9 protein-coding genes are annotated in these 13,117 nt (G+C 42.0%); 4 read left to right on the forward strand and 5 right to left on the reverse strand.

The features are described from left to right. The first annotated feature begins 20 nt into the window (after window positions 1-20). Window positions 21-515 (forward strand): DNA polymerase III subunit chi, encoded by a 495-nt coding sequence (locus tag BM100_RS03910; protein ID WP_092508142.1) that lies wholly within the window; start codon window positions 21-23, stop codon window positions 513-515. 13 nt (window positions 516-528) lie between these two features. Then, a complete protein-coding gene (locus tag BM100_RS03915) occupies window positions 529-3,426 on the forward strand; it encodes a valine--tRNA ligase (RefSeq protein ID WP_092508144.1) in 2,898 nt (965 codons plus the stop codon). A gap of 77 nt (window positions 3,427-3,503) precedes the next feature. On the opposite strand, the gene BM100_RS03920 is transcribed toward BM100_RS03915, so the two are convergent. Beyond that, window positions 3,504-3,836, reverse strand: coding sequence for an AzlD domain-containing protein (locus BM100_RS03920; protein WP_092508146.1), 333 nt, complete (start codon window positions 3,834-3,836; stop codon window positions 3,504-3,506). Next, complete coding sequence (locus tag BM100_RS03925) at window positions 3,833-4,546, reverse strand: AzlC family ABC transporter permease (RefSeq protein ID WP_139216928.1); 714 nt, start codon at window positions 4,544-4,546, stop codon at window positions 3,833-3,835. The genes BM100_RS03920 and BM100_RS03925 overlap by 4 nt, the downstream gene beginning before the upstream one ends. Before the next feature lie 360 nt (window positions 4,547-4,906). Between BM100_RS03925 and BM100_RS03930 the strand changes: the two genes are divergently transcribed. Both BM100_RS03930 and BM100_RS03935 read left to right on the forward strand, forming a co-directional pair. Further along, window positions 4,907-5,710: an amino acid ABC transporter substrate-binding protein gene (locus BM100_RS03930; RefSeq protein WP_092508150.1), complete on the forward strand. Its 804-nt coding sequence runs from the start codon at window positions 4,907-4,909 to the stop codon at window positions 5,708-5,710. Between the two features lie 465 nt (window positions 5,711-6,175). Beyond that, a complete protein-coding gene (locus tag BM100_RS03935; RefSeq protein ID WP_092508152.1) occupies window positions 6,176-7,123 on the forward strand; it encodes an omptin family outer membrane protease in 948 nt (315 codons plus the stop codon). A gap of 319 nt (window positions 7,124-7,442) precedes the next feature. On the opposite strand, the gene BM100_RS23795 is transcribed toward BM100_RS03935, so the two are convergent. From BM100_RS23795 to BM100_RS03945, 3 genes are all read right to left on the reverse strand, one after another. Next, on the reverse strand, window positions 7,443-7,571 hold the full coding sequence (locus BM100_RS23795; RefSeq protein ID WP_274539934.1) for a hypothetical protein: 129 nt from the start codon (window positions 7,569-7,571) through the stop codon (window positions 7,443-7,445). A gap of 160 nt (window positions 7,572-7,731) precedes the next feature. Next, window positions 7,732-9,945, reverse strand: a complete 2,214-nt coding sequence (locus tag BM100_RS03940; RefSeq protein WP_169924672.1) for a YadA-like family protein — start codon at window positions 9,943-9,945, stop codon at window positions 7,732-7,734. 684 nt (window positions 9,946-10,629) lie between these two features. Continuing rightward, window positions 10,630-12,249 (reverse strand): YadA C-terminal domain-containing protein, encoded by a 1,620-nt coding sequence (locus tag BM100_RS03945; protein ID WP_139216929.1) that lies wholly within the window; start codon window positions 12,247-12,249, stop codon window positions 10,630-10,632. Window positions 12,250-13,117: the final 868 nt, after the last annotated feature.

Genomic DNA, 13,117 nt, shown 5'->3' on the forward strand with positions numbered 1-13,117 from the left:
AATCTTGTAACCAAGAAAATATGAAAAACGCCACCTTTTATTTGCTGGAAAAACTTGAGTCAAAAAAACTTGAGTCGGAAAAGCCGTTATCGGAACAATCATCATTTTCTGATGACTTGCAGCCACATGAATGGCTGGCATGTCAGCTTGCTGCTGACCAATGGCGGGCAGGGAAGCGGGTTCTGATTGCTTGTGAAAACCAGCAACAGGCCGAAAAACTGGACGAAGCATTATGGCAACGGGAACCAAGCCAATTTGTACCGCACAACCTTGCCGGAGAAGGCCCGCGTTATGGCGCGCCGGTAGAATTGTGCTGGCCGCAAAAAAGGAGCAATGCCCCTCGCGATGTCTTGGTGACACTGCTTCCTCATTTTGCAGACTTTGCCACAGCTTTCCATGAAGTGATAGACTTCGTTCCTATTGATGAAAATCTAAAACAGTTAGCTCGCGAACGATATAAATGCTATCGTAGCGTTGGCTTTAATTTGACCATGGCAACCCCGCCAACCTATTGAATATCAAGATACAATGGAAAAGACACCCGCTAATCAAACGCAATCTGAGCCATCTCTCGATAAAACGTACAACCCGACAGAGATAGAGCAACCTCTTTATAAGCACTGGGAACAGAGCGGTTATTTCAAACCAAATGGCGATACCAACCGCGAAAGTTTCTGCATCGTCATTCCGCCGCCAAACGTCACCGGCAGCCTGCACATGGGTCACGCATTCCAGCAGACTATTATGGATACGATGGTGCGTTACCAGCGCATGCAGGGTAAAAATACACTGTGGCAATCAGGTACTGACCACGCAGGTATTGCGACACAAATGGTTGTTGAGCGTAAAATCGCGGCAGAAGAAGGTAAAACCCGCCACGATTATGGCCGCGACGCTTTTATCGACAAAATTTGGCAATGGAAAGCGGAATCGGGTGGCACTATCACCAATCAAATGCGTCGCTTGGGTAACTCCGTAGATTGGGAGCGTGAACGCTTCACTATGGATGAAGGGCTGTCTAAAGCCGTTAAAGAAGCCTTCGTTCGCCTCTATCAAGATGATCTGATTTACCGTGGCAAACGCCTTGTCAACTGGGATCCGAAGCTGCGCACTGCAATTTCCGATCTGGAAGTTGAAAACCGTGAAGTCAAAGGCTCTATGTGGCATCTGCGCTATCCGCTGGCTGACGGCGCGAAAACCACTGAAGGCAAGGATTACCTGATTGTCGCCACCACGCGTCCGGAAACCATGCTGGGCGATACCGGCGTTGCCGTTAACCCAGAAGATCCGCGTTACAAGGATTTGATTGGCAAAGAAATCCTGCTGCCACTGGTTAACCGTCGCATTCCTATCGTTGGCGATGAACATGCGGACATGGAAAAAGGCACTGGCTGCGTAAAAATCACGCCAGCCCACGATTTCAATGACTATGAAGTCGGTAAGCGCCACAACCTGCCAATGATCAACATTCTGACTTTCGATGGCGACATCCGCGAAGCCGCAGAAGTGTTCGATACCAACGGCGAAGTTTCTGAAATCTACTCAAGCGACATTCCTGCCGAATACCGTGGCATGGAACGCTTCGCTGCCCGTAAAGCGATCGTGGCTGAGTTCGAAAAACAAGGTTTGCTGGTTGAGATCAAACCCCATGACTTGACGGTTCCTTACGGCGACCGTGGCGGCGTGGTTATCGAGCCAATGCTGACTGACCAATGGTACGTTCGCACTGCACCGCTGGCTAAAGCAGCCATTGAAGCCGTTGAAAACGGTGACATTCAGTTCGTGCCGAAACAGTACGAAAACATGTACTACTCTTGGATGCGTGATATTCAGGATTGGTGTATCTCCCGTCAATTATGGTGGGGTCACCGTATTCCGGCATGGTATGACGCACAAGGCAACGTCTATGTTGGTCGCGATGAAGAAGAAGTCCGCCGCGAAAACAATCTGGGCGCAGACATTGTTCTGAACCAAGACGAAGACGTTCTGGATACATGGTTTTCCTCTGGCCTGTGGACATTCTCCACCCTCGGCTGGCCTGAGCAGACCGAAGCCCTGAAAACATTCCACCCAACCAATGTGCTGGTTAGTGGCTTCGACATCATCTTCTTCTGGATTGCCCGCATGATCATGATGACCATGCACTTCATCAAAGATGAAAACGGCAAGCCACAAGTTCCTTTCAAAACGGTCTACATGACGGGTCTTATCCGTGATGATGAAGGCCAGAAAATGTCAAAATCCAAAGGCAACGTTATCGATCCGCTGGATATGATTGACGGCATTTCTCTGGAAGACCTGCTGGAAAAACGTACCGGCAACATGATGCAGCCTCAGTTGGCTGAGAAAATCAGTAAACGCACTGAAAAACAGTTCCCGGAAGGCATTGAAGCCCACGGTACTGACGCCCTGCGTTTTACACTGGCTGCACTGGCTTCAACAGGCCGTGACATCAACTGGGACATGAAACGCCTGCAAGGTTATCGCAACTTCTGTAACAAGCTGTGGAATGCCAGCCGTTTTGTGCTGATGAACACCGAAGGGCAGGATTGTGGTCAGAACGGCGGTGAAATGTCGCTTTCTCTGGCAGATCGCTGGATCCTGGCAGAATTCAACCAGACCGTGAAAGCCTACCGTGAAGCGCTGGATACTTACCGTTTCGATATTGCTGCGAACATTCTCTACGAATTTACGTGGAACCAATTCTGTGACTGGTATCTGGAACTGTCCAAGCCTGCAATCAACAAAGGCTCAGAGGCAGAAGTCCGCGCGGCTCGCCATACCCTGATTGAAGTATTGGAAGGTTTGCTGCGTCTGGCACACCCAATTATTCCATTCATTACCGAAACCATCTGGCAGCGTGTAAAAGTGGTTAAAGGCATTGATGCCGATACCATCATGCTGCAATCGTTCCCTGAATTCTCTCAGGAGAAAGTGGATGAGCTGGCGTTGAACGATTTGGAATGGATCAAGGAAGCCATCATTGCAGTACGTAACATTCGTGCAGAAATGAATATCGCGCCAAGCAAGCCACTGGAAGTTCTGCTGCGTGATACAAACGAAGATGCACAACGCCGTGTGGCTGAAAACCTCAACTTCATTCAGGCGATGGGCCGTCTTTCTACTGTTACCGTTTTGGCGGCGGGTGAAGAAGCGCCGGTTTCTGTTACCAAGCTGATCAACGGGGCAGAAATCCTGATCCCAATGGCCGGTCTGGTCGATAAAGAAGCAGAGCTGGCACGTTTGGATAAAGAAATCGAGAAGCTGGATAAAGAAATTGGCGGCATTGAAGGCAAACTGGCTAACGAAGGCTTTGTCAGCCGTGCGCCGGAAGCGGTTGTAGCCAAAGAGCGCGAACGTCTGGCAACCAACAACGCGGCAAAAGAGAAATTACTGGCACAGAAAGAGACTATCGCTGCGCTGTAATTTAGCTTAATTGACGTTTATGCCTATAAACCACTGCAATTTTATTTGCAGTGGTTTTTTTTCATCTCATATCGCTTTTAGTTTAATAACCACTGCACCACCATAAAAAAGACCAATGAAAATCCCAGACTCTTTAAAATTGAATGCGTATATTTGCTGATAAAATAGGCCAGAACTACCGTTATCAACGCAACCACATATTTAATATCAAATTGATCAATTAATTCACTCAGGGATAAATTATTCAGGGAAATATTGACAATAATGGTTCCCAAAATAAAACAGATGGCATAATCCAATGCAGTAATCAGCACACTCTTCCCTTTAAACAAACGGTGATGATTAACCAGAAAAGGAGCCGCCCTTAACACAAAACTCACTAAGCCCATGACCACAATCAACAACATCATGATGCTTTATCCTTGCTCAGGTTCCGTTCAATCAACGCGATCACAACCCCGCACAAAATTGGCATCGCCAGATCCATTAACTTCATATCCATTTCATTCAATAACGGGGCACATACTCCTCCCATTACCGTTGCCAGCACCGACATATCCTTGCCTGAACGTTTGGCCGCCAAAGAGGCGAAATGAATGGGCACCAACATCACCAAAAACAGAGAAAGGGACTCATAATTCAGATGTTCTGCTGAGATATATCCCAGCAAAGTGGCACAAAAAGTAATCACAAAACAAGGAATGGCAACCCCCAGATAAAAATGAAACTGAGATTTCCCATCCGCCATATTTCCCGCAGACGCAGAGATATATGAATGTGTCACCGCATACGTGCTGGCGCTAAATCCCAACATCGACAGTAAAATATTCCGTTTGGGCACACCTTGAAAATATTGCGTCATCACCATTGCCATCAGGAAAAAACGAAAATTGACCAGCAAAGCCAGAATGATCACGGAAAACAAAGTGCCATCAGCCAAATAGCCAACCGCAGCCACCTGCAACGGGGCGGCATAGATTACTAATGATCCAGCTAACGTTTCCAATAATGGAACGCCATGACTTTGATAAAGCGCGCCAATCGACACAAAAATAAGAAAGAAAGAGATACAGACAGGCAGAGAGTGAACCATACCCTTTCGGAATAATGGGTTTAACACTTGGCACCTATATTTACAATTGGGTTTAGTGGTGTGGAGTAATCAATACATACCCAATGGGTTTTCTGTAAAAGAACAGCCATTTCATTGCCATGCATTATGAACAGAGAGACCCAAATATATCAGGCCATTATGTCATGACAATTTTTTCAGAAATATTTGTGACATACTTCCATTTAATTAAAATAAACCATCTGATAATAACCACTGCTTACGGTGCAAATTAACCAGAAATCATATGTCACTAACCCTCTATGATATAACATTATTTTATATATAAAGGATTTTATATTCCCGTTATAGTGAAAACTGTTATTGCAAAAATAGCCAAAAATAACTGTTTCCTTTCGGAGAGATAAAATGAAATTCGTATTCAATATATTATTGGCGGGTATCGTCCAAATTGGCTTCAGCCATATCGCTTATGCTCAATCGACCTCCAAGCAAGCTACTTCCACTCAGACCTCTCCTGAATCCACTCTTGATAATATTTATTCCACAGGAATATTCAGAATTGGGACAGAAGGTGCTTATGCTCCATTCAGCTACCATGATGCCTCTGGAAAACTGACTGGATTTGATGTGGAAATCGGCCGGGAAATCGCACAGCGCATGAACGTCACGCCTGAATTTATCGAAGGAAAATGGGATGGACTGATTGGTGGCCTTGATGCCGGACGTTCCGATGCGGTGATGAACCAAATTGCCATTACACCAGAGCGTGAGAAAAAATACAGTTTCTCTCAGCCCTATGTCATTTCAGAAGCGGTATTGATCACCCGAACGAACAATAACGATATTAAGACATTTAGCGATCTAAAAGGAAAACGATCATCCCATACCCTGACCAATAACTTTGCCCAGACAGCCAGACATTATGGTGCCGACATCATCAGTGCCAACGGTTTTAGTCAGGAAGTTGAACTGGTAAGCACAGGCCGCGCTGATGCCACAATTAACGATAAGCTCTCTTATCTCGATTATAAAAAACATCGTCCGGATGCGCCGGTAAAAATTGTTGCCGCAGATACTCAAGCAGCAAAAACGGCCGTACTGCTTCGTCAAAACGATACTGAATTAAAAACCGCCGTCGATAAAGCCATTATGGAAATAAAAGCAGATGGGACTTATCAGAAGATTTGGGATAAATATTTTTCTGAGTAACAGACTAACTAATTTGAATAAGAGCCTAATAGAGTAGGCTCTTAAATTACGTGATAACAAAATATCGCTCATATAGCGCATCTAAAAAACCCCAATATATCTACTTCAACTTACTTTAGAATAAACATCAATTATACAAATAATAAATTAAAATTTAATCAGAAAAACAAATGATTTAACTATACTCCAGTTGTCATTTTATTAATCAGTATGGTAAACACCCATAAACTATGTTAATAAGATGGCCTTCCGAGTAAACCGCAGCTACCAAATATAATCATAATGACATGAAATCATTGAGGTTATTTTTATTCTAGCGATATTAAAACGAATAAAAAAGCATATTTAGTAGACAAAAAAACACTCAGAGAAAAATTTTAAAAACTCACAATCTCAACATATTGAGATAACCAAATATTGAAATTATGAATAATTGGTATATTTATAAACTAGGAACCTTCATCAATGAAATTTAATTTAGTTACTTTAGGTATTATTGGTCTGGCTGCGGCGCAAGTCGCACAAGCAGCGGAAACAACACAAGCTGAAAATACCAGTACGGCTAGTTTCAATTCAAGCAGTGTATCAGCCAGTGCTTCATTAGGCATACTTTCAGCTAAGTCAAATGAATATGTATATAGCCCAAACTCAGGGCGTAAGCTCAGTGAATTGAATTGGAGAATTAAGAATACTGCGGTTATTAAAGGTGATCTGGCCTGGGATGCCCTGCCGTATTTAACCCTGAACGCTCGTGGCTGGTATGCATCATCATCCAAAAGTGGAAAAATGGACGATTATGATTGGGAGAACGGCAATCAATCTAAATGGACTCACTGGTCTCACCACGAAAATACTAAACTGAATAGTGCCAGCGAATTTGATATCAATGTAAAAGGCTGGATACTGAAACAACCAGAATACAAGCTCGGTGGGGTTCTTGGTTATCAGCAAACTGATTTCAGTTGGGAGGCAAGTGGAGGGCATGGAACTTATGACAATACTCCAATTGCATTCGAGAACAAAACCTTAATTACTTACAAACAAAAATTCAACACTCCTTATCTGGGGCTGGCCGGACAATATCGTTATCAGGATTTTGAGTTTAATACATTGCTGAAATTCAGCCCGTGGGTTAAAGCAAAAGACACTGATGAACATATTCTGGGCAATAAAACTTTCAAAACAAAAATCAATAACTCACGCTATTACTCAATTGCCGTTGATGCAGGATATTACATTACTCCAAATGTAAAAGTATTCAGTGAACTGAGCTGGAGTAAATTTGCCAATAATAAAAAAGGAACGTTGGATTATACTGATCATGGTAAATCTAATTCTTTCAGCGTTAATAATGCCGCTGGTATGAGTAATACCAACTACACTATTTCCGCAGGTGTTCAATATCGCTTTTAATCAATCGAGTCGGTGGCGGGATTATTTCCGCCGTCCTCTCACAACACCGTCCTATGCGGGTTGCTATATACCCTGTTTCCCTGAAACAGACGCGCCTAAACCCGCACAATTGCACTTTCCCTCTTATTCATCGCCAGTTTTAAATTTCCTTAAAAACTTACTGATGTCTCTGAGAAGATATTCCCTCGGCTTATAACCGCTTATGCCTTTTTTATTTCAAGTTGCCTCTTCGCTAGTAGCGCTACTTTATTCTTTTCTTTGCCAGTACGCTCACATTCTTTGCAAGCTCATCCCTGTTGCTATTTTTATATACATACGGTTAGCTGTGCTCTTGGTTTTTCGGCTTTTTATCCAACTCACCCAACAATATATTCGGCAATAACGGCAGAGAGTAGGCCATTTTATGGCATTCTCCGACACCATTTCTCTGCTCATTACGGTTATTCATCATCGCGCCAGTCAAGGTATCAGCATGTCAGCGTAAGCGTTAGGGGATAACTACCATTGCTGACAGAAAACACAGTTTTAGATGCTATGCGCCATGCTTAGTGCAAACAAAAAAATCAGGCGCCGATCGACGCCTGATAAATGGTTATTTTATGCATATATTACCAACCAACTGCAATCCCTGCTCCCATGACTGCACCTTCGTCATTATTCCAGCTGGTAGATGCCCTGAAATTCACATTTTCAGTCAGTTTAGCCTGTGCACCAACCGCAACCGCACTGCCATCATGATATTTACCCAATCCCACACCCACACTAAAACGATCAGAATTACTGTATGGAATATTGGTCATTGCCGCAACACCCGCAATACCGGCATTAGCACGCTTTCCTACCCGATTGATTTTGTTATCTAACTTGTTAAAGCCTTGGCGCATTTCAGTTTCTAATTCAGAGAAGCGCTTATTCGAGCTAGTATGAAACTCTCTAGCATTTGCTTCTAATTCCTTGGCGTATTTATATAATTCCTCGGATTTATCCTCGATTTTCTTTTCTATCTGCACTGTCTTTTCTTCGACTTTTTGGTCCAGCTGTTCCGTTTTTTCTTCCACCTCTTTAACTTTTTCTTTGCTGGCTTGCTCGGCCGCTGCCTTGATTTTGTTATCTATTTCTGTTGCGGTTTTTTCAGCCCGGCCTGCTGCTTTTTCCGCTGTGTTTGTATAATTTTTTGCTTCTTCGACTAAATTTGAAGCTGTCGTTGCTGACTCACTCGCAGCTGTCTCTGACGCTTTCGCGGCTGTTTCCGACGCTTTCGCTTCTGTCTCTGACATTTTCGCGGCTGTCTCCGATGCTTTCGCGGCTGTCTCTGACGTTTTTGCGGCGGTCTCTGATGCTTTCGCGGCTGTCTCTGACGTTTTTGCGGCGGTCTCTGATGCTTTCGCAGCTGTCTCTGACGTTTTTGCGGCGGTCTCTGATGCTTTCGCAGCTGTCTCTGATGCTTTCGCAGCTGTCTCTGACGCTTTCGCTTCTGTCTCTGAGTTTTTCGCCGAAGCGGCTGACGCTTTCGCCGCATCTTCTGACGCTTTCGCCTCTATTGCCGCTGTTTTCGCCCCTGCTGCCGATGTATTCGCCTCCGCTGCCGATGCTTTCGCCTCTATCGCTGACGTTTTCGCCTCTGTTGCCGATGCTTTCGCCTCTGTCGCCGATGTTTTCGCCTCTGTTGCCGACGTTTTCGCCTCTGTCGCCGAAGTTGCCGCTGCTGTCGCAGAATCCGCCGCATTTTTCTCAGCTTTTTTCACTTCATCCTTTAGCCCCGTCATAGAGCCATTCAATTTTGCTTCTACCTTCGTTAACTGCCCAACAGTCGCTGCATCTTGATCATTTTTACCCTCAGCAACATTGATTAACCGCAATTGCGTCTTGCCATCACCAAGTTTTCCATCCTCAAGTATCTCATCACCAAATGACACAACATTGCTCTCATTTGATTTAAAAGAAGGGCTTCCCACATAATATGACGATGTCAACGCTGGAGTTTCTGAATCAGTATGCGAAAAAAAGAATATGTTATTTTTCAACTGCCCATAAGTCGCCGCATCATTCATCTTTTCACCATCAGCAATATTCGTCAGATACTTATTGTTTGTTTCATCTTCACTATTCCCGAATGAAACGGAGTTCTCTCTATCCGTTTTAGAGCCTTTACCGATAGCAACTGAATTAGCATAATCAACAGCCGCCCCTTCCCCCAAAGCAATGCCATTTTCTTTAAGCGAAGACGCATTTTGTCCTATTACAATGCTATTTTTTGCAGGGGTATATTCCCTCTTTTTGTCATCGACATCGTCTTTCAAAACACCCACTTTCGCCCCAGCACCAATAGCCAAAGAATATGGACTATCCCGTCCAACAATCCCGTTGTTAGCGGCGAAAGAGTGGATACTATATTTATCAACTCTTGAGTTATTCAAAGCGGTAGAGTAGTCAGACTCCTGACCAATAGTCGACTTCCCCATCGCAATACTGTGTGTAGAATAATACTGAATGGTTGAATTCCCCGATGCAAAAGAGAATTGAGAACCACTCCAAATTGACGATTGGTTCAACGCAGTTGCATAGGGACTGTATAGATGAATGTGCGAATTGAGCAACGCCAATGCGCTGTGAGTAGTCTCGGTTACCCTCTCCTTTTCCGGGTAGGGAACCAGATATCCCGACCATGGGTCAACAATCGTTGATTTGTTATCTCTTATATTCTCCCTCGTTATCTCCTTCCCATCCTTATCAAGCTGCTTCACATTCCCTTTCCACACAGGAGTAACAATGTCTATAACAATGTTTGTTTTCTCTTCCTCTTCCGCAAAAGAATATGGCATTAAAACCGCATTAATTAAAAGTACCAGGCTCGTTTTTTTAAATAAAAACTTTCGCATTATTTCACCATAATATAAATACAGATAAATTCATTAATAAAACCGGAAATACACCGCACAGGTATTCATGAGAATGATTAAACCTGCTCAACCGGCCTATCTCTTTGTCATGTCAAATTAACATTCTTCAGGTCATATTCATGACGACCCACAATGAAGGGTTACCGCATTTATTTATGCAAACTGTAATATGGAAAAATTAACCAGTTAAATGCCTTGTTAAGATTAATAAAACAGTTATTATTCCTCACATCAATAATGCAACAACAATAAATAAATATGTTTTATATAGAGAAAAGTTCAAGCAACCACTTCATGAATTCATTAAAACAGGGGCGAATTAAACACCACAGATATATATAAATCAAGTTTTGCATTCATATGATTCATATAACATAACACATTATCAGGCGGTTACCTGATTATAATATTGGTAAAATCACAGTTAATTCAACCAATTAATTAATTGATAGCAATAAGCATCCAATAATAAAAAAAGCAAATCCAAAGTTAACAATTAGACAAATGAATTATCATTGATAAAACACAATTGTTTTATCTGGAGGAGGATATAAAAAGAAAAAAGCAGGCACAATAGCGCCTACTGAATATCCCCAAAATATTATATTACCAATCAATCGCAACACTCGCTCCCAATGCCACATTTTCGGCATTGTTCCAGCCTGTAGATGCCCTGATATTTATGTTCTCGGTCACTTTGGCCTGAGCACCTATCGCAATAGCACTACCATTATTATATTGTCCCAACCCAACTCCAAGACTAAAGCGGCCAGTATTACCGTATGGAATATTGCTCATTGCCAGAACACTGGCAATACCGGCATTAGCACGTTTCTCTACCCGCTTGATTTTGTCATCTAACTTACCAAAATTTTGGCGCATTTCGGTTTCCAGGTTATTGAACCTCTTTTCAGTATGAATGTGATATTCACTCATTTTGGTATTCAGATCCTGCGCATAGGTATAGATATCACCAGCTTTCGCATCCAGCTTATTCATTCTTTCGTCAGAATCCTTTCTGGCCGCCGTGATTTTTTCATCTAACTCTTTTTTCATTGCAATTGTAACATTTGCCGTCTTTGAATCATTGACTACCTCCACATTCTGCTCGTCTGTAGCAATTTTCCCTGAATTGGCGAGTGTCTGTTGGTCATTCACCTTCTCGGCATCCGTGGCTACCTGTTTGATTGTGTCTGTCTTGTTGGCCGCTTCACTGATTTTCCCGGCATTGGTCAGTGTCTGTTGGTCATTCACCTTTTCGGCATCCGTGGCTACCTGTTTGATTGTGTCTGTCTTGTTGGCCGCTTCACTGATTTTCCCGGCGTTGGTCAGTGTCTGTTGGTCATTCACCTTCTCGGCATCAGTGGCTGCCTGCTTGAGTTTAGGAGTATTGTCAACCGCATTATTGATTTCTTTGGTTATATCCCCTGCGTCCTTGAGCGCTCCCATATCCTTTTTCAGTTCATTGAGAATAGTATTTTTGACATTATCAAGTTGCCTTTTATTAACTGCATCGTGATCCTTTTCACCATCTGCAATATTCGTCAGAAGTTTATTTTTTGCTATATCTTCACTATTCCCGAATGAAACGGAGTTCTCTCTATCCGTTTTAGCGCCTTGACCTATAGCAACTGAATTAGCATAATCAACAATCGCCCCTTCCCCCAAAGCAATGCCATTTTCTTTAAGCGAAGACGCTTGTTGTCCTATTACAATACTATTTTTTGCAGGGAAACGTTCCTTCACCTTGCCTTTCTTATCCAGAATAGCACCAACTGTTGCCCTCCAACCAATAGCTAAAGAATATGGATTATCATTTGCAATAACCGAACCGTTAATAGCCAAAGAATATGGGCTTTTATTTTCAATAATCGAACCGTTAGCAGAAAAAGATTTTTCATTATCATTATGAATATCCCCATAGCCTAAAGAGACAGACATGCTAGATTTCATACCAATAGCCGAATTAGATAAGGCGACAGAGTCAAAAGAACTATCACCAATTTTACCGGCTACAATTGCTACAGAATGATATGAATTTTTTCCTATGGAACTTTCCAATAATGCTATGGTATTAAACGAAACTAGTTCTTCATCGGTTGTTGGTTCTGTCATATCTATCTTACTATCACTTGATTTAATAATATTAAACTTTGTTTCGTCTTTATTCTTGTTTATATAGAGACTAGTACGATAAGATTTTAAATAGTCTGTTAAAGTTATCAAATCCTTTTCATTGGACTGTTCCTTCAGTGATTCATTTGGGGATTTATTCGGGGATTCACTCGGTGTTTCACTAGGGGATTTATTCGGTGATTCATTCAGTGTTTCACTAGGGGATTTATTCGGTGATTCATTCAGTGTTTCACTCGGTGATTCACTGAGTGAATCATTATTTAGTTCGCTCGCTCGTCACTTCCGCATAAGCATACGACATGAAAACAGCCTTGATTAAAAACGCCAAGCATGTTTTTTTAAGAAAATTCCTTCGCATTATTTCACCATAATATAAAAAAGACAAACTCATTCACATGAGAAATGAAATATAAAGAACACTCTCACAATGGTGTTCAATTCTATTTCGTTTATTTACATTTTATCTATTGAAACTAATGCTTCCTGGCCATAACCATTATGACTCTACGATAAAAGGCTATTACATTTACTATGAAAGTAAAAGATACGGAAGCGTTAGCCATTGCAATTCTTATGAAGAGTAATCATTATTATTCATAAGAGTAATTCCTTACACTAAGCTAATTAGTTCCATAAAAATATAAATTCATATAACCACTTCATGCTTCATTTAAATAAGGAGGGGATTAAATGCTATAGAAATATAAAAATCAAGTTTTTACTCAAAAAATAATATCCAAGCGTTCAACGTCAAGTTAATAACCCACTTATCAAACTAAAAAACAAGCCATAAATTCACACAGAAAATAGTTTAATTTTAACTAATATTTATTAATGATGATTTAGACATCTAAAAAATCACTTAATACGCTATCTTCACTGCACATTAAAATAATAACATTATTATTTATAACTTATCCTGAAATTTACCATGGTTATCAATATATGCCTGTTACAT

Origin of the sequence: Xenorhabdus mauleonii (genome assembly GCF_900113945.1) — a bacterium.
Taxonomy (GTDB): domain Bacteria; phylum Pseudomonadota; class Gammaproteobacteria; order Enterobacterales; family Enterobacteriaceae; genus Xenorhabdus; species Xenorhabdus mauleonii.

Coding starts and splice junctions, on each gene's coding strand:
- BM100_RS03910 (WP_092508142.1), top strand. CDS start 21: ATGAAAAACGCCACCTTTTATTTGCTGGAAAAACTTGAGTCAAAAAAA.
- BM100_RS23795 (WP_274539934.1), bottom strand. CDS start 7,571: ATGAATAACCGTAATGAGCAGAGAAATGGTGTCGGAGAATGCCATAAA.
- BM100_RS03940 (WP_169924672.1), bottom strand. CDS start 9,945: ATGCCATATTCTTTTGCGGAAGAGGAAGAGAAAACAAACATTGTTATA.
- BM100_RS03930 (WP_092508150.1), top strand. CDS start 4,907: ATGAAATTCGTATTCAATATATTATTGGCGGGTATCGTCCAAATTGGC.
- BM100_RS03915 (WP_092508144.1), top strand. CDS start 529: ATGGAAAAGACACCCGCTAATCAAACGCAATCTGAGCCATCTCTCGAT.
- BM100_RS03935 (WP_092508152.1), top strand. CDS start 6,176: ATGAAATTTAATTTAGTTACTTTAGGTATTATTGGTCTGGCTGCGGCG.
- BM100_RS03920 (WP_092508146.1), bottom strand. CDS start 3,836: ATGATGTTGTTGATTGTGGTCATGGGCTTAGTGAGTTTTGTGTTAAGG.